The sequence below is a fragment of the Paenibacillus sp. GCM10027626 genome (assembly GCF_042676285.1).
GTDB lineage: Bacteria > Bacillota > Bacilli > Paenibacillales > Paenibacillaceae > Paenibacillus_Z.
In genome coordinates, this window is record NZ_JBHTHC010000020.1 from 41,019 (window position 1) to 58,987 (window position 17,969).

Sequence of the window (17,969 nt, forward strand, 5' to 3'; positions counted from 1 at the left end):
TCGGTCTGCAGACGGAGCTTGACCAACTTTTTCGTCCATAAGATGATTACCGTGCTATACTACTGACTGGGAGGGATTTTTATCATGACAGAGCAAGCAAATCATGCTGTCTCGCGGCGGATTGCCGAGCTGGAACAATTTATGCCGCCCCTGACAGCTAAAGATGATTTTTCGGCATTTTGGAAGACTGCGCTGCAGCAAGCCGCTAGCCGCCCTTTGCAGGCCATGCGCAAGCCGCAGCCAAGCCCGATGCCTTACGTTGATGTATTCAAGGTCGAATATAACGGCTATGACGATACCCCGATCGCCGGCTGGTTTATCGTTCCCCGTTTCGCCAAGCAGGAGAAGCTTCCTTGTCTCGTTCATTTTCACGGTTATACAGGAAGCAAAGGCTATCCCGAGCAATATGCGCAGTTCGCCTTAATGGGCATGGCCGTATTTGCAGTCGATATCCGGGGGCAAGGCGGCGAGACCGGAAATCTGCTGCCGCAGCAATTCGGAATGACCGCCGGCTGGATGACGCAAGGTATCTTGGACAAAGACAACTGCTATTATAAAGCGATTACAATCGATGCAATGAAGGCGCTGGACTGGGCCGCCGCGCAAGCCGAAGTAGATCCGGAGCGCATTGTCGCCTACGGCGGCAGCCAGGGCGGAGGCCTTGTATTAGTTACAGCCGCTTTATCGGATAAACCGGCCATCGCGATCGCAGACATCCCTAATATGTGTCATATGGATTACGGCATCCTCAATTCAACCGGGTCAGTGACAGAAGCCGCCCGCTTCCTGGAACGCTTCCCTGATCAGCTGGAAGCCGTACTGGATACGCTCAGTTATTTTGATGTGATGAACTTGGCTGACCGCATTCAAATCCCGCTGCTTGTGTCCTGCTGTTTGAAGGATACGATCTCAATGCCGGAAATGATCTTTGCCGCGTATAATCGGATTACCTCTCCCAAGGAGATACAGGTTTATCCGTTCACAGGCCATGCGGTTGTCGGCTATCAGAATCGGCGGGCGCTCGAGTTTATTACCCGGCATTTTTTCCCTGAACGCCAACAAGAAAACGGCTAACGCCGCCCTTGCAAGCGGTCGTACATATATTTAAATAGCCGTAGGTAGAAGCGCTGGCCTCGTAAAGAGGTCAGTATCCCTACCTACGGCTATTTTACAAGCATGCAGCCATTAAAAGTCGATCAAACCGACACTGATTTGCAGCGCTTCATCTACTTTACGCATCATCTCATCATCGAGATGTGTAATTTTATCTGTCAGTCGCTGTTTGTCAATCGTACGAATTTGCTCCAGCAGCAGCACAGAATCCCGGTCGAAACCGTGCGATACGGCATCAATCTCTACATGCGTCGGCAGCTTTGCCTTTTGAATCTGAGCTGTTATCGCTGCCACGATAACTGTGGGACTGAAACGGTTGCCAATATCGTTTTGAATGACGAGAACCGGGCGCACTCCGCCCTGCTCTGAGCCGACAACCGGAGACAGGTCTGCAAAAAACACATCACCGCGTTTTACGATCACGCTCTACACCCCGCTTACAAGTCGGCCAAGCGTATCGCCTGCGTCTTCCTCCGCCTGAAATGCTTCTGACGCCATTCCAAGGTTAATCTTGGCCATTTCCAAATACCCGCGCTGCATCGATTCGCGGATCTGACGCTTTTTCCGCTCCACCAAGTACAATTTCATTGCTTGACGAATAAATTCACTTCGGTTTGAATTTTCCTTTGCGACTATGCCGTCGACCTCCTCCAGCAAATGATCCGGCAAACTAATCATAATCCTCTTGGTGTTCTGTAAATTGGCCACCAACATTGCACCTCCAACGCACTTGCAAGCCGCCTGCCTAACCGGCAGCCGGGTCTTGCTCTGTTAAATAATTGAAAGCCTGCTCCTGATCGCAACAGGTCTGAATCCAAACGTTAGTACTACTAGTATCTCATGGTTCACTTTGAAATATACACCATCAATAGATATGCAGCATGCAGGTGAACTATGCTGCAACTGATGATAGATTATCCATTTATACTCGCTTAAACACATAATTCGCGCTAACCTATAATTCGCGCTTAAACACAAGATATCCTTTTAAAAAAATGAATTATCTTGTGGTAAAATTCCCCTGCAGACAGTCGCCCCTTATAAAAGGGTGTTCATAATGCCAGCTACTGCTCCATCCTTTATATAGATACGCGGCATGCGCGCCCCCATCATGCAAGTAATCTCATAATTGATCGTCCCCAGCTTGGTCGCCAATTCGTCCGCACTGATGACCGCTCCTTCCTGAGCGCCGATCAGCACGACCTCTTCGCCTGCAGTAACGGGATCGCCGCCCTGCTCTGCAACGTGATCCAGCGCGATCATGCATTGATCCATGCAGATCGTCCCCAGTACAGGAACACGCCGGCCGCGTATGAGCGCTTCCACCTTGCCGCTCAGCATTCTGCTGTAGCCGTCAGCGTAGCCGATCGGCAGCGTGCCAATCCATTCCTGCGACGTCGTGACATATTTGGTTCCGTAGCTGACACCCCAGTCAGGCGGAGCCTGCTTGACCATTACTACCTCTGTCTTCAAGGAAAGCACCGGCTTCAGACTAATTCGCTCCCGATTCACTTCTGTAGACGGATAAAGCCCATACATGCTGATGCCAAGCCTAACCATCCCGCCGGCCCATTCGGGTGTATCTATGCCGGCCGCGCTATTGCCCGCATGCGCCAAGGGAACGGGATAGCCTAATTGCCTAAGTTCATCAACGAATGCCGCAAATCGCTTATATTGTTCAGAGGTATACTGCTTATCTGCCTCATCCGCTTTCGCATAATGAGTGAATATGCCTTCAACATGCAAATTGGCCGTGTCATGCGCTTTGGCGACAAAGCTCGCCGCTTCATGACCTGGCATTAGTCCCAGCCGCCCCATGCCCGAGTCGATCTTCACATGCACGCGCAGCCGCCGCCCGTCCAGCGGGGGCAATGCCGCTGCCGCCTCGATAATATCCTCCCGGAATAAAGCGATCGTAATATCCAGCTCACGTGCGATCGAAAGACCTTCAGGAGGCACGTAGCCAAGCACAAGTATTGGCGTGACAATGCCTGCGCGGCGAAGCTGAATCGCTTCGTCCAGAAAGGCGACACCCATATAATCAACACCGCAGCGCTCTGCCTCCCGGGCAACAGCTACTGCGCCATGACCGTAAGCATCGGCTTTGACCGTGGCCATAAGTTGCACTTCAGCCGGGAGAGCTGACCGAAAAGCTTCAATATTGCTTCGTAACGCATCAAGTGAAACTTCCACTCTCGTAGGACGATAATATGCCGTCAATGTAACATCTTCTCCTCTGTCCCTCGTATCTGCATCCGCATATAAACCCGGGGCACGGGAGGAATTCCCCGCACCCCGGGTCAAAAGACGATACGAGTACGGAGTCGCTATTGCTCCGTCTCATCAATAAACCTATAGCCCTTATGTTATACGCTACGGCTTTCGGCTGTCAATGAATTAGAGGACTGTTGCTGCAATTTCCTTGCTGGTAATGATTTCAGCTGCTTATTTCCCCATTTCCTCCTGCACCGATTGCGCGACCAAAATCATTTCCGTCTCCGGCATTGTACTGCTGGACAAGCGGTATTCAATGCCATCATAGGTCCAGGTCAAAGTTTTCAGCTGGCCTTCCTCGTCGCCTGTCATTTGACCAACCGTATAGCCCAAGCTGACTGCCACCCCTGGAACCAGAGAAGCGGCCACATCTGCCGGCTGAGTCTGCAGGATCGAGAAGTCGTACTCTCCCGTATAACGAAGTACAATTCCCGGCTGGCCGCCGAAGGTTACAGTTTGCGAATCCAGATAGGACACTCCTTCCGGAACATAAGAAGGCTCTCTCGGTATAAATTTGGCCGGCGCCGATGTCTCGCTTCCTTCTTCCGTTCCTTCCTCAGTAGGCACGCCCACATTATGCGGCGTATCATCGCCTTCTATAACGGACACATCACCCTCGCTGTCAGGCGTCGCCACTGTCGGCTTATCCGCCGCGCCGCCCATGTTGCGCTGTGTATCAAACTCGCTCTTATCAAACTTCTTGTCAAATTCAAACTCGTCGAATTTCACCTGAACCATGACCGTCGAATTCGAATCGCTGACTTCAACATTCATTGGACGGTAGGTCGTTTTGTCGAGCCATATTTTTTGCCGGGCCAGTGAGGCGTTATGATAGTTGGCCATGACATCGAACACATAAGCGTTACCATCGATCACAAATTGGCGCGTGCTGTCATTGAGAATGCTCTGCACCAAAGTCTGATACAGATAGACCTGGCCTTGATTAGCCGGCCACTCGCTCTGAAAACGGAACACTTTATTCAACCGCGGAGTCAGAACGAACACACCTTCGTCATTCCGCAGTACAATTTGCGTAATATCCTTCTGGGCATTAGTCAGTTTAATCCGGTAATATTCCGGCTTTTGATAAGTAACTTCAACTTGATATTCGAGAGGCTGCTGTCCAGTATGAAGAATCATTTTACCTTTCCCATGATAGCTTTCCATATTGCTCACAACTTTGTCCAATTCCTTAACTACCGATTCCGCGTCCTTCGTGCCGCAAGCGGCGAGCACCGCTCCGGCGCATATCAGAACGGCGATAAGTAGACTGATTCGACGACGCATGAAATCCACCCCTCATTTCCACGTTTTAAATGATAGCCGTGTACACTCGACTGCTAACATGTTTATGAGGGGTCTTGGACATTTATGCGGACTAGTTCCGGTATGTCCAAATTTTGTTGTGCAATATTTCCTGCTAAAACTTCATATAGATAAATTCAGTGGAATCGCCGGAGAACATAATAATCCCCAAGATGATGACGATCACCGTAACTGTATAGACAAGATCGACTGCCAATGTCAGCATATGCGGGATATATTTGCGCAGCATGCTTCATCCTCCTTATGGCAGCAGCTGCTGCCTTATTTTCCGGGCTAATATTTGTCCGAATTGTTTGCTTCCTTCATCTAATAAGTGCGAAGGATCGTGATAATATTGATGGCTAATGGTTAAGCCATCCTGATTAAAATCTACAAGTGCGTAATTGTACGATTCGATTAATTGGCGATAGGCGGCCATTACGGTGCTGTACTCCTGCCAATCCAGCAGCTGCTCCCGGTCAATCAGCTCGCGGTCAAGCGGCGCCGTGTAGAACAACACCTTTTTGCCGTGCTGCTTAAGCAGCTTTAGCGTTTGTTCCATGGCATACAAGCCAAAGCTATGCTTGGGATCGAACGGACGCTTCCATGCATACAGTTCCTTAAAATGATCATTAACCGCTGCCTGCTGCTCCTTTGTCATAGCCACGTAAGCGGTAGTCAGCTCCGGCTGCATGCCGCTTTCGCTGCCTTGCCCATCCGCCCATTTCTGATAGATGCGGCGCAGCCTTTCTTTTGTGGTCCGGGTTTTCAAATGATCGAAGGAAAGCAAGTCCCGGTCTCTATATAGCGGCCACTCATTCAAGACATGCTGCTCCACATCCTGCTGAAATTGCGATCGCGCTTGTTCATTCTGCTTTTCGGGAAATGCTGCCGTCCATTCATCAAAGCCGGGATGTCCCAATTTGGCGACGAGCTGCGGGTAGACCGTTACTTCGCTTTCCTGGTCGCTTATGACGGCAATGCCGTAATTAATCTCATAGACGACATAGTCGATCGAATCGATGACATCGGACAAAATCGCATAGGTTTCCGTAAAACGCGCCCCGGTCAAGCCTAAATTAGCCACCTTGTAGGCCGGCTGCTCCGCCTGTAATACGCCGGCAGTCGTATTTTCACCCTTCTTAACTGTCGTTCCGTAGACTGTCGAAGGACCAAACAGGCCAATGCGCGGCTTATCCTTCCGCTGTTCTTTCAAAATATCGATGTATAAAGGCGTATAGATGATCGAATCCGACGGCGGGACACGCAGCTCACCTTCCGTATATTGCTTGACATCGTCGCGAATCTCGTCAACCCGCTGCTGAAACTTTAGTGTCATCAAGGATAAACCACCTATAACCAGTACGATAATCAACATGATGCGGGGCCAGGTTGGCCGTAATTTAGACTTTAGCTCCTGCCACAGACGTTCACGCATACTCTTTCACCTCCAGCTAAAACAGAAATAACTTTTGCAACAGTTGCATGCCATCGACAAGCGGCAAAATAAAAAACACACGCGTAATGACGACTAACGAGAAGGTCAGCAGCATAGCTGCACCGTTCGTAAACGGAGCCATTCGCTTTGGGATCTTCAGCTTCGGCTTGAGCAATTTGGCGTACAGACGATGAACCGCCAACATAACCCCATGGCAGAGTCCCCAGACAACAAAATGCCAACCTGCTCCATGCCATAATCCGGAAACCCCTAAAGTAACGATTAAATTGAAGCAAGTACGCAGCTGCGAGCCCCGGCTGCCCCCCAGCGGAAAGTAAACATAGGCCGTCAGCCATTTGCCAAGCGAAATATGCCAGCGATTCCAGAATTCCGCTATATTTTTACTCAAATACGGCCAGCGGAAGTTCTCCGGTATCGTAATGCCGAACAGCTTAGCAGTGCCTATAGCAATGTCGGAATATCCAGAAAAATCCAAATAAATCACAAAAGAATAGGCAACCAGACCCAACCACAGAACAGAAATAGGTGATTGAGCAATACTCGCCCCATCATGCAGCGGTTCGACAAACAGCATGAGTGTATCTGCGATGACGAGCTTTTTGAAAAGTCCGATTAAAATGCGGTAAGCGCCCGCTGCAAGATTGCGCGACTCAAAGCGGTTTGCCAATTGCGGATAAAAGTGCTGAAACTGCTTGATTGGCCCGGCGACCAAAGTCGGGAAAAATAGTACAAAGCTTAAAAAATGCTTCATTCGATGTTCAGGCAAATTCCCTCTGCGCATTTCTACAATATAATGGATCATTTCGAAGGTTAAATAAGACAAGCCTAACGGAATAATAACCGTTTCAATACGCGGCAATGAGGCCCGGGAAAAAAGTGAAAGGATCGAATTAACGGAATCGACGATCATGCCGCTGTATTTGAAGTAAAGCAGGGCAAGCGCTGCAAGCAGCAAGGCGGCTGTAAAGAAAGTTTTTTTGTCTTGCCGCTGCCATGCGAGCCGGACCAGCCCATAAATAATCAAAATATGCACAATCGTCAGCAATGCGTACTGCGGTGTATAAACGATATAAAAAATAATGCCGGCGCCTACCAGCACCCACGGTCTCAAAACAACGGGCAGCACATAGTAGCAAATCAGCATAACAAGTACAAATAACCAGTAGCCAGCATCTGTCAAAAACATCGTTGCTTCCTCTTCTCATCTGAATGTACCCCTTCACATTAAGGGAGAATACTTAATGAATTGTGAGAAGGCGGATTAACATTTTCTTAACTTTTTCTGCTTAATTCTTATGAAAGAAAAAGAGCCCAAGGATGGCAGCGGCCTCCTCAGGCTCTTGCATATTAATGCGGTACCGTAACGATCGCCGACGCTTCCGTCGTCAGTCCCGCCATATCTGTCGCTTTGTACGTCACCGTGTAGATCCGTCCCTGTCCGCCGCCCGCTCTCTCGGCCCGCAGACTAAAGCTCGTATCCTCTGTACCCAGCTCTACATCTTGAATATCGTTATTCGTATTGCCGTCGCCTTTGCCATTATCGGCTTCATTGCTCGTTACGGATACAAGCTCAACCGAAGCAATTCCGGATTGCCCATCCTCATAGTGCAGCGTAGCATGGATCGGTACCATTTTATGGTTAGGCGGATTCAATACCGTTTTATCCAGCGTGACGGTGAGCAGCGGTGCCGTTTTATCGATTTTAATCGTCTGCAGCTTCGGCGCAAGCGCCTGCCCTCCCGTTACACTTCGATATTCGAATTGATGCACGCCTTCCTCTGTAATGGTTACAGGCTCGGTATACGCCATCCAATCCCCTTCATCGATCCGGTATTCGATTTGCGCTTGCCCGCCAGGCGCCTCTAGTGTGACCGTTACATCCGAGGTATACCAGCCGTTGCTGCCATTTGGCAAAGCCGGACTTAAGGCTGCCGCCGTTTCCGGCAGTGGGGCAACTGTCAGGTTGATCACCGCTTCAGCGGTCGCGCCAAACATATCTGCCGCTATGACTGTAAACTGGTCTGTGCCGGTAAAGTCAGCAGCAGGTGTATACGTCCACCTGCCATCCGCCTCGACACTGGCAGTGCCATGGGCAGGCGCAGTTCCCAGCGAATACATCACCCGGTCGCCATCCGGATCGCTTCCGTCCGCGACACCGCTTACCGCTGTGTTGATCACGGTGGAATACGTCGCAGCTGTTACCGTTGGCGGCTCATTATCTCCCAGCAGCAGACGCTTTAAATAAATTTCGCGCTGTTCGTCTGCACGATAACGCAGCTCAATCCAATCCAGCACATTCTGCTCATACAGCTGCTGCACCTGTGCAGCGCTTAGTTGCCCGAGCTGTGCCAGCTGTTCTCCGCCAGCTTCTCCCTCTGCGATCATCGGCGCAATAACATAATGGTAGAAATTCGTTTCGGCCGTGGCCGGGTTCGTGGACCAGTAAGCCGTCAACTCCGCTGCCGTCAGCTGAAACTGCTCCCAGCTGCTAACAAGCATATGCTTTTGAATCTCCAGCTTCTGAGAAGCTGTCGGTGGTTCAAAGCGCAGCAGATTGAACCTTCCGGGCTGGTGCACCTTGCCTCCCCATGTTTGCCCGTCTACGGGAGACCAGCGAATCACATTGAACTGCCAGTCTTCGCCGTTAAGCGGCATATAATCGTAAACCGCTTCCCATGGAATGACGACTGCCGTTCCCCATCCGCCCGGTATTTCCTGCGAATCGATCATCATCCTTCCCTTCAGAGGACGGTTGTGGCGATATTCCGTCTGCCACTCATAATACTCGATGTCTCCGCCTGAGGTCGGAATAATGACTTGATGATACGGAAGCTCCCCTTCCCCGGTAGCAAGAAACATTTCGAGTGTGGAGGGCTTCAGCGCGCCGTTCGCATCCCGGTCCGGCTCGGCGGATTGAAAAAACATATGGAGCCCGTCAGCCCGGTATGCCATATAGAACGAAGTCTCGCGGGCGCCGCCCGGCGGTATTGGCGCATCGTTATTATAATTTTCAAATCTGGTTTCTTTGTGGGCCGGGTCACTGTAATAGGCGCTTGCCAGCCAATCTGCCGGCGTGGTTAATGTCTCATCCGTCCATTCAACCCGGTACACCTTTTTGCTGCCTGCTGCAGCATTGTCAGCCCCTGACCCTGCTTGTACAAAAGCTGAAGTCGATAGCAAGAGAACGCAGGATAGCAGCAGCATCCCCCAGCCCCTTGTCTTGTTCCACATTTTCATCCATCCCTTCAATAGAAATGAAATAGGCCGCTCCTTTATTGAAGATCCAGCAAGGCAAGGATACGTTGAATCATTTCCAGACGCAGCAAATCTTGATTGATCGAGCGCTCATCAACCGCTTCAAGCCAGTCCAGCGCAGCGTTCGCCGCAGCTGAACGCGCCGGATCGCCGGAAGCGATCGCCTCGGCTGCCGTCTGCTTCAGCATGGTTGCATAGCGGATATCGTCAATGCCTTCCCGCATTCCTTCCCAGGCGATCGTATCGATGAGCTTTGTCTTTGTTGGATAGACAAGATTAAAAGCGCGGAAGTCCGAGCTGGCGTTATCGTTCCAAATATTCGTCGGGTTTTCATAAAAAATATAATTATAGGTAGCATCATAATTAGCTTTGTAAGGCCACATTCCATGGCGCTGGCGCATCAAATCCGGATTTTCCGGTCCCGTATGCGGCATAGCATAGTTCGTTATCATTTTGTCGTCCCCGAAGGCGTGCCACTGTGCTGCCCGCTCCCGCTCCGGCAAGCCTACCCAGTTCAAATAATTCTCCTTCACTTCTAAATCAAGATGAGAAGCGTGTCCGGTAGCAAATACCTTCCCGCCCAACTGCTCCTGAATATACTTCCATATTTCTTGTTCGAACTGCAGCATCGACCATCCCGCTTCATCCCATCCGTCAAAAAACAGATTGGTATGCCCGACGAACTCGGAAGCAACCTGGAACGCCTCATCCAGTGTCGGCAAGAAGCTGTCAACGCCTTGACGCCATCCATTGTAGTAGTTGTCCATCTTTTGCTTGTTTGCCGGGGTCGGATTAGCCTCATAGACCTTCTTGGCATTCAAATAATTGTTATACTGCACAAAGACGGAATATTCCGGGTGCGCCTGTCTTACGCCAAAAAGCGGATCAAGCTTCAGACCTGCCTGCTGCATCAGCTCCAGCTGCCGTATAAAGATCGCTTTCGTATTGCTTGCATAGAGCGGGCCTGGAATATTGACAAAATTATGCTCGGCCAAATTGCGGTATTCATTGAGCAGCACAGTCTCTACCAAAGCTGTATTGCCGCCAGCTGCCGCCGTTTGCTCCTTCAGCCGGCTTTGGTGATAAAGCATCGCGTAAAAATCTTTATTCAGGTCGTAATAGGTTTTCGGATCAGGCAGTTCAAATGGCAGTACCCGGACTATGAGCGCCAGCTGGCCTGCCGGTTGTCCGTCTGCAGTAATGGCAATGCTGCCTTCATAAATGCCTGCGGCCGCCTCGCTCGGCACTTTAAGCGTCAACCACATCTGCTTCGATTCCCCCTGCTTCAATTCAATCGGCAGCAGGACGGGACTGTCCTCGACAGGCTCATTGTAGCGATTGAACGGAGACGCCGGCGTATTGGAAATATCCACATACTGCGATCCGGATGGATAATCAATGCGCAGTGAATTGCCTTTGCGCTGATGATCAACCTGGATGAGCTTTTCGTCATGCAGCAGAAGCTCTGGCGTAAGTACAGAGGCGGAAGGATCGGCGAAGTAGCTTGCCCACGCTGTTCCGCCTTGGTACCAGGTTTTCACGACGCGCAGATCGATAGCGCTGGCCGGAATCGAGCCTCCGCTGCCAGTCAAATCGCTTGCGGTGAAGGTAACAGCATTAACGTCGCTTAGCGGAGCCAGTACGAATGATACAGCTTCATACTCGCCTTGCGCTGAAATCATCGATAACCGGTTGCTAATCGTGCCATCCTCGGGCAGCATATCAGGCAAACGCTTGATTGGGCTTATTGCCTGTACATCGTAGAGCAGGAACGGCGCATTTGCCCACAACGCGCCCCGTCCGGACAAGGCAGCGTCCTGCGCCAAACGAATGGCGTATGCTGCCTTTTTCTTCATCGTGTCTCCTTCCTCAGGTGAAATTGCCGCTGCCGAGAGCAGTGATTGAATATCGCTTTGTACAGCCGTCAAATAAGTGGTTAATTGTGAGGAATGTCCCGGCTTCGGCTCCATGATCAGCGTCTGGAGCTGACCAGCTTGTCCTGTCAACTCGTTGCGAGTCTGTATTTCCTTGCTTTCGCCAGTCGGGGATTGCGCCATTACAGGCGACATTACGAGCAGCATGCATACAATCAGAATGCCTGCTATTAATCGCTTTCGCATCGCATATTCACTCCCACTATTTTTCTTGTACTTCTTGCTTCCATGCCGCGGTCATGTTTGGAAACGATTACAAAAAGTTAGTTTGGATTAGCATATATTTCACTCCATGCGCTGCCGAATCTGCAGGTGGCCATCCTGCCGACATCTTCATGGTAGGAAATAACAACCTTATATTACCACTCTGGCAGCGAAAATCAACTACTTTTTATCGTATATGAAAAATAAATTTATATATAAGAGAAAAACCGCATAACTGCGGTCTTTCCCCCTAAACCTGCACCTTCTATTCAACTAGCCCTGTGCGTTCAATTCCTTCCGTAAACCACCGTTGTGCAACCAAATAAACAATGAGCGGCGGTAAAATAATCAAAAAGGCTGCCGCCATCTTCGGCCCTTCCGACAAAGGGTCCTTATTGCCCTCGGCTCCAAAGCTTAATGCTTTGTTGCCGAGCAGCTCAGCCTCCATGCCATTAAGCCGGAGAGAGAGCGGAATAAAATCTTTGTTCAAAAACATCGACGGCTCGAAATGCATGTTCCAATACCAAATAAACGAGAACAGGAATACTACAAGACAAGCACCGCCGGCGAGCGGCATCATAATGCGGAAAAATAAGCGGAAGACTGACGCTCCGTCCATCCGGGCCGCCTCCTCTAGCGCCTTAGGCTGCGTGAGGAAAAATTGCCTGAAAATGATAATAAATAATGCGCCGCGCATCCCCTGACCGAACAAGGCGGGGATCAAAAATACAAACGGCGTATTCAGCCAGCCCAGTTCCTTGAATGTCATATAAAGCGGAATTATCGTCAATTGCGGCGGAATAAGGAAGGTGACCAGAATAAGAAAGAAAAACAGCCCCTTGCCCGGAAAATTCAGCCGCGCTAATGCATAGCCAGTTAATGCGCAAGAAAATACCTGCAGGACTGAGCCTACTAAGGCAATCGTCAGCGTATTGCCGAGCGCCTCCCAATAATGCAGGCCGCGCAACGCCTCGGAATAATTGCTGAAATGCAGCTCGCGCGGGATCAGGCCGACAATCGGATCGATCAGATCCGCTACACTTTTTAAAGCCGTTGATAACATATAAAGAATCGGCTTTACGTATAAAAAAGCCACTACAGACAATAAGGCCAATATGAACAATTTGGCAATAAGCCCGTCATTCAGATGCTGGCCCAGCATCAATCGTTTTACCTGCTGGGTCCGTCTTCGCGATAATATCCGGAGCCCTTCCTCTCTTGTGCTCCGTACCATTTCTGCTAGCTTCATCGCAATGCCCCCCTTCCTTTATTCGCCCGATAGGTCAGCCACAGCGTTATGGCAAGCAGCAGCATCACTAAGGCAAAGTACAGCCAAGCCATCGCGCTCGCGTAGCCATAGCCCGTATTCGGCGAGAACATATTGCGCTGTACAATTTCCAATACCGGGTTGAACGGAAAGGTAAACAGATCGACAATCGTAAATACAGCATTCAAGCCAATGAAAGGCAGCATGCCCGGGAAGGTGATTTTCCAGAAGCTTTCCCATGGCGATGCCCCGTCGACGCGCACAGCTTCATAGACCGTTTTGGGGATGGTCTGGAATCCGGCAATAAAAATTAAGATTTGCACACCAGAGTACCACAAAATGATGACCGCTTTGCTCAAAATGCTAAGAATCGTCTCAGCAATTCCCGGGCTGAAAAACTGATTGACGATCGACGTCAAATTGTACTGCTCGATAAAGGGAAGCTCTCCTGCCCCTTGTACGAACAGCTCCATCAGCACTTGGCCTGTAGCAAAAATAACCGGCAAAAAGAAGATTGCCCGCATCAAGCTGCGTCCGGGAAATTTCTGATTGAGCAAAAGCGCTACACAAAACGAAAATATCAATATGAGCGGAATCATAATGATCATTTCCTGAAAGAGCGAGATTAAAATGATCGGATAAGCATTGTCCTGAATCAGCATCCGTTGGTAATTGTCCAGGCCAACCCACTCATAAGCAAAACCATCACTATTGATAATTACTTTATTGAAGCTGTTATATAGCGACCAGCCGATCGGGAAAGCGACAAATGCCGAAAAGCCGATGATCCAGGGCAGCATAAACAAATAGCCGATACCGTATTCCTTCCACCGGAATAAGAAGTAGTCTCTGCGGCGTCCTGCGGCAGACTTCATTGTGCTCCCCCCTTTGCAATCTCAAAGCTGTTCGTCTTGTAATTGACTGTCACTTTCGTCCCGTCCTCATAGGTCGTTACATACTGGCCGTCTGCAAGCTTGGCATGATCGGTCATCCGCAGATGATAGAGCGGCGCCAGCTCGTCAAATTTGCGATATTCTTTCACAATCCGGTCCTTCCAGATATCATATTCGCTGCTGTAGACATAATCGTAATCCGTGTCCTTCAACGTCCGATTGTCTGCGTAGGTCAGCTTGAAGTAAGGCAGTGCGCCATATTCAATCGCCTTCAGCAGTCCGGCCTCATAGTCGCTGCGCAGATTGGCCGGCGCTGCCGTATAGGCAACAGCTCCATGTACGACAAGCGGGTAGAAGGGCACAGTTTCATCGACAATGAAATCATAGCTCGATTCCGTAGGCAACTCCTCAATAAAATCGGCATGAGACAAAATATAATCGTTGCCGCGATAGACCCCAGCCTGCCCCAGCTGCTGCCGCGTATAGTCAAGCAGCCCCTGATAGTAATATGAGGTCTCCGCGCGCGACAGCTGCTCGCCAGGCAAATAATCGCTGTACAGAAGATTGCCGGGGCCGTCAACATAGTGAATGCCATCGGCTCCGATTTCCTTCAGCTTGTCGATCGTCGCCTTTTGCTTGCGAATCGCTTTAAGCGGGTTAACGATAAATTGTTTGCTTTCATCCCTTTGATGGCCTGGCGTATTCCCTCCCTGCAGCACAGTGGAATCCAGGCTGCGTATACCGTCTGATTTGACAGTAAAGGCGGAATGCTTCGGATTTTTCCATGCCATATAATCCTCGAACATGACGGTAACACCCAGCTCATGCATGCTGCTAATGAACGCCTTAGCTCCTGCATTTCCGCCAATGCTCTCCTGAATCGGGAATTGCTCGTCTGTATAAGCGTAACCGCTGCTTTGCCAGCCTTGTATCGTTACATCCATATCAGATACGCCGCTCTGCTTCAAATCGCTCACCATTTGCCCGGCTTGATCAAAGGTTGTAGCCGGCACGTAACTGTTGCCGCCAAACCTTGGCTTGGTTCCGCCAGCGATCAAAGAGAGCTTGAGCGGGATATGCGCCTTCGCCGGCAAGCTGAACGACAGCAGCTTGCTCTCTTCCAAATAGCCGCGGTAGGCTCGCGCCATGCCGACATAGTTGGCCTCATCACCGGAGAGCAGGCGATACTCTACTCGCCGGTCCTCGCGATTGTGCTCCTTCGTCACCGTGTTTACCACCTGATCGGTAATCCCGCTCACCTTTCTGCCGAACTCTTCCCGATATTTGAACGAGGCTCCAAGCGAATGATAGGTAGATACGAGTCCAGAGGGCAGCGCTTTTATATTTGCTGTGTACTTGCCTTCCTTTACTATGGCCGCAAATGCCTGCTCCCCGCGTTTCAAGCCAAATACAGGATAGCTGATTTGTTCCCGCAGCGAGAAGCCTTCACGCATTTTCAAATTCGCCGGGTCGTCGCCGTAGATCGGAAACTCATAGCCATAGCCGACTAGCGGCCGCTTATAATTGTAATGGATCAGCCCGCCTGGGCCGTCCGGCACGAATAAATAGCCGTCCTCCTCTATGCCGGAGACTGCGCCAAAAAACGGAAGCAGATTGAGCGCAAATACTTTATTGGCACCATTCTCCTGAATCCCTTCATTCGGAATAGCAACCTCCAGGCCATGTGCGGTCAAGCGATACTGGATCACAAAGGAGATGGCAAGCTTTTCATGATGATAGGCAGCCTGAATCCCGTCCGGGAGCGAGATATATTCCACTCGCAGCGTCTTATCCTTCGTATTGGATACGCCACGCTTCGTTTCAGTGCCCGAAACGTATTCCAGCACGTAAGGCGACTGAAGATTTTCCAGCAGCGCCCCTTTAACCTTTTCGCTGCCGAGCTCTGTTGGATTGCTCCGCCAGCGATAGCCGTTTTGCTTGTTCACCACAATAATCTGGCTGCTTTTCGGCTCCACAAGCAGTGCATACCGCTCATTTTCAGCGGCAAGAGCAAAGCCTTCCTGATCAACCCCCGCCGGCACCCATTGCTTCCCTTGTTCTATAGCAAGCGCTGCAGCAGGAGGCGCTTCGATATTCATTTCGGAAAGCTCCGGAAGGGTTTCCCATTGAACCGCTGCAATAGCTACGGCACCTATGACGACAGCCAAAGCGAGCACGATGAATAGACGGGCTTTGCGGCTTCCGAGCCGTAACCTTTTAGCCACCCAGAGACACCTCCCGATAAATCTGCACCATAAAGTCATACAGGTTGACGCTCAGGCCGGACACAATGACGATAAAGATCCAGATAACGCCAATGGTAAAGATCGTAATACCGGCATTTTTGACCGCTTCGAAAAAATCAAAATTATGAATGACCTGCGTCATAACGAAAAGCAGCAGCGCGATCCAGATCCACATGACGGTCGTTGCCAACTCAATGATCACCCATTCTTCGAACACTAGCACATTAGACAGCAAAGTAATCGGAATGATCATCACAATGTATGGCACAATGGCATAGGTGCTGGATTGAATCACCTCGCGGAAGCGCCCTTCTCCACCTTTTACCGTACTGACCAGATAGTTGGCCAGCACCCATGTCAACCATGGCACGACCAGCATGCCAATCGATAATTTAATATTCAGCTCTCCGCGATCATACGGAAAGGAGATAAAGCCCCTGCCGAACAAGTAGTAAATATGCGCCCCCAGCGCCAGCCCCAGCAAGAACAAAATAATAACCCAGGAGATACGCCGGTCCTTCAAACGGTAAAAGCCTTCATACGGGTGAAAGATCAGATAGATGGCGTCCCTTATCTCTGCGCTATACTGACGCAGCCAGCTCGGCCAAGCGTACTCCTGCAGCTTGCTTCCATATTTGCGTGCAGCAAAAACAATCAGACATAGCCCAATAACTATAATTAAGAGCAGCAGCAGCAGATGATTTTGCATCCAGTCATACCGAATATTCCAGAAAGCGTCAGAATAGCCTTTGGGATCATGCGATTGCTTAAAGTATTCAAGCGCATCCTGATAGGACTGTTCGTGCATCAGGTTTTTCCCGAGCCCGTTAAAAGCGATATCCAGCATCCCGTTCTCGCGCAGCAGTGCTTCCCAATAAGTTTGGCTTTCCTCATATTCACCTTCAAAATAAAGATGCGCCGCTTTTAGGAATGTACTGCCAAACGGGGTTTGCTTGAACACATGAATCAAATTCAAGCCGCTGTCCGCGACCCAGAGTTCAGCCCGGTCATTGATGCCAATGCTGGTCGGGTAGCTGGTTATCCCTTGCTGGCGGGCTGTTTTTTCTCCGGCGCCGAAGTAAAACATCGCTTCGCCAGTCGGGTCATAAATCGTAATATCACCCCACTCGCGATTCAGCCCGTACATAAAACCGCTGCTATCGGTGACCACATCGATCAGCTGCAGCTCTTGAAATTCCTTCCCCTTAAGGCCGTCAACCCCGCCGGCATTCAATTTCCTTATTTGACCATCCCCATTATCGCCGGAGCTTGCCGTAATAATGAAGCCATCGCCCGTTAGCGAGATATTCTCAATCGCATTAGGCCGCTTGGCCACTTCCTTGGACATTTGCTCTTTATTGAGCACCATGCGCTTCAGGCGATCCATCCATCCGAGACTCGTTTTGTTCGCCCCAAAAAAGCCGGTAAATTCCCCCTGCGGATTCATGCGCAGCAGCCCTTGGTGCGTATCTTTGACGACGATGTACATGACGCCGCGATTATCAACCACGAGCTTGGTCGGAATGAAATGATAGTCGTCGCCCAGCAGCTTGCTGTCCGGTTTGCCAAAAACCTGCTTTAGCTGCCCATCTGCTGTAAGGACAACAATATTTTGACCGCCGGCATTAGCCACATAGATCGTGCCATCCTCAGTCACGAACACGCCCTCAGGCTCGCTCAGCTTGCTGTCTTCCATTTCCCCGCCAATGCTCCGTAAAAACTGCCCGTCTGCATCCAGCTCAACAATCCGGTTATTGCCCGTATCGGCAATATACACATGATTATTTTTCGCGATATAGAGATCGCTGGGAGAGTTAAGCGGCATATCCATCCGATTGCCGTCGACCACGCGGTCCGGCACAAACAGCGGCTGAATGCGGTAATTTTTCCATGTTTTCGGATCTTTAAACCATGTCGTATAAGGGATTTGCGCCGATGCGAAAGACGGAAAGAGGAGCATTAGCAGGCCGAGCATGATCATTATTTTATTTGCGTGCTTTATCATTTTGACCCCCTCCT

At 50.3% G+C, this 17,969-nt stretch carries 14 protein-coding genes; 1 reads left to right on the forward strand and 13 read right to left on the reverse strand.

Features of this window, described 5'->3' with window-relative positions:
- Positions 1–84 precede the first annotated feature (84 nt).
- Entirely contained in the window at positions 85–1,074 is a 990-nt protein-coding gene (locus ACFQ0N_RS29085) for an acetylxylan esterase (protein ID WP_379333051.1), read from the forward strand.
- A gap of 111 nt (positions 1,075–1,185) precedes the next feature.
- On the opposite strand, the gene ACFQ0N_RS29090 is transcribed toward ACFQ0N_RS29085, so the two are convergent.
- The 13 genes from ACFQ0N_RS29090 to ACFQ0N_RS29150 form a co-directional block, all read right to left on the reverse strand.
- A complete protein-coding gene (locus tag ACFQ0N_RS29090; protein WP_379333053.1) occupies positions 1,186–1,536 on the reverse strand; it encodes a type II toxin-antitoxin system PemK/MazF family toxin in 351 nt (116 codons plus the stop codon).
- 3 nt (positions 1,537–1,539) lie between these two features.
- On the reverse strand, positions 1,540–1,821 hold the full coding sequence (locus ACFQ0N_RS29095) for a CopG family ribbon-helix-helix protein (protein WP_379333055.1): 282 nt from the start codon (positions 1,819–1,821) through the stop codon (positions 1,540–1,542).
- Between the two features lie 330 nt (positions 1,822–2,151).
- Positions 2,152–3,333 (reverse strand): alanine racemase, encoded by a 1,182-nt coding sequence (gene alr / locus ACFQ0N_RS29100; protein WP_379333057.1) that lies wholly within the window; start codon positions 3,331–3,333, stop codon positions 2,152–2,154.
- Between the two features lie 225 nt (positions 3,334–3,558).
- Positions 3,559–4,674: an outer membrane lipoprotein-sorting protein gene (locus ACFQ0N_RS29105; RefSeq protein ID WP_379333059.1), complete on the reverse strand. Its 1,116-nt coding sequence runs from the start codon at positions 4,672–4,674 to the stop codon at positions 3,559–3,561.
- A 133-nt stretch (positions 4,675–4,807) separates the two neighbouring features.
- A complete protein-coding gene (locus ACFQ0N_RS29110; protein ID WP_379333061.1) occupies positions 4,808–4,942 on the reverse strand; it encodes a hypothetical protein in 135 nt (44 codons plus the stop codon).
- 12 nt (positions 4,943–4,954) lie between these two features.
- A complete protein-coding gene (locus ACFQ0N_RS29115; RefSeq protein WP_379333063.1) occupies positions 4,955–6,031 on the reverse strand; it encodes a hypothetical protein in 1,077 nt (358 codons plus the stop codon).
- 115 nt (positions 6,032–6,146) lie between these two features.
- A complete protein-coding gene (locus tag ACFQ0N_RS29120) occupies positions 6,147–7,337 on the reverse strand; it encodes an MBOAT family O-acyltransferase (protein WP_379333065.1) in 1,191 nt (396 codons plus the stop codon).
- A gap of 161 nt (positions 7,338–7,498) precedes the next feature.
- On the reverse strand, positions 7,499–9,382 hold the full coding sequence (locus ACFQ0N_RS29125; protein WP_379333067.1) for an Ig-like domain-containing protein: 1,884 nt from the start codon (positions 9,380–9,382) through the stop codon (positions 7,499–7,501).
- 41 nt (positions 9,383–9,423) lie between these two features.
- The gene (locus ACFQ0N_RS29130) at positions 9,424–11,526 is read right to left on the reverse strand and encodes a hypothetical protein (RefSeq protein ID WP_379333069.1); all 2,103 of its coding nucleotides are present in this window, start codon (positions 11,524–11,526) and stop codon (positions 9,424–9,426) included.
- Positions 11,527–11,809: 283 nt separating this feature from the next.
- Positions 11,810–12,793 carry a carbohydrate ABC transporter permease gene (locus ACFQ0N_RS29135; RefSeq protein ID WP_379333071.1) on the reverse strand — a complete coding sequence of 328 codons (984 nt, stop codon included), beginning with the start codon at positions 12,791–12,793 and terminating at the stop codon, positions 11,810–11,812.
- Positions 12,790–13,686 (reverse strand): carbohydrate ABC transporter permease, encoded by an 897-nt coding sequence (locus ACFQ0N_RS29140; protein ID WP_379333074.1) that lies wholly within the window; start codon positions 13,684–13,686, stop codon positions 12,790–12,792. The genes ACFQ0N_RS29135 and ACFQ0N_RS29140 overlap by 4 nt, the downstream gene beginning before the upstream one ends.
- Positions 13,683–15,929: a DUF5696 domain-containing protein gene (locus tag ACFQ0N_RS29145; RefSeq protein ID WP_379333076.1), complete on the reverse strand. Its 2,247-nt coding sequence runs from the start codon at positions 15,927–15,929 to the stop codon at positions 13,683–13,685. The genes ACFQ0N_RS29140 and ACFQ0N_RS29145 overlap by 4 nt, the downstream gene beginning before the upstream one ends.
- Complete coding sequence (locus tag ACFQ0N_RS29150) at positions 15,922–17,955, reverse strand: YIP1 family protein (RefSeq protein WP_379333078.1); 2,034 nt, start codon at positions 17,953–17,955, stop codon at positions 15,922–15,924. Before ACFQ0N_RS29150 ends, ACFQ0N_RS29145 begins: the two co-directional genes overlap by 8 nt.
- Positions 17,956–17,969 lie beyond the last annotated feature (14 nt).

Excerpts from the sequence above, each read along its gene's own strand:
- ACFQ0N_RS29150 (WP_379333078.1), bottom strand. The coding sequence starts at position 17,955 with ATGATAAAGCACGCAAATAAAATAATGATCATGCTCGGCCTGCTAATG.
- ACFQ0N_RS29085 (WP_379333051.1), top strand. The coding sequence starts at position 85 with ATGACAGAGCAAGCAAATCATGCTGTCTCGCGGCGGATTGCCGAGCTG.
- ACFQ0N_RS29115 (WP_379333063.1), bottom strand. The coding sequence starts at position 6,031 with ATGACACTAAAGTTTCAGCAGCGGGTTGACGAGATTCGCGACGATGTC.
- ACFQ0N_RS29130 (WP_379333069.1), bottom strand. The coding sequence starts at position 11,526 with ATGCGAAAGCGATTAATAGCAGGCATTCTGATTGTATGCATGCTGCTC.
- ACFQ0N_RS29105 (WP_379333059.1), bottom strand. The coding sequence starts at position 4,674 with ATGCGTCGTCGAATCAGTCTACTTATCGCCGTTCTGATATGCGCCGGA.
- ACFQ0N_RS29110 (WP_379333061.1), bottom strand. The coding sequence starts at position 4,942 with ATGCTGCGCAAATATATCCCGCATATGCTGACATTGGCAGTCGATCTT.
- ACFQ0N_RS29125 (WP_379333067.1), bottom strand. The coding sequence starts at position 9,382 with ATGTGGAACAAGACAAGGGGCTGGGGGATGCTGCTGCTATCCTGCGTT.
- ACFQ0N_RS29120 (WP_379333065.1), bottom strand. The coding sequence starts at position 7,337 with ATGTTTTTGACAGATGCTGGCTACTGGTTATTTGTACTTGTTATGCTG.
- ACFQ0N_RS29140 (WP_379333074.1), bottom strand. The coding sequence starts at position 13,686 with ATGAAGTCTGCCGCAGGACGCCGCAGAGACTACTTCTTATTCCGGTGG.
- ACFQ0N_RS29135 (WP_379333071.1), bottom strand. The coding sequence starts at position 12,793 with ATGAAGCTAGCAGAAATGGTACGGAGCACAAGAGAGGAAGGGCTCCGG.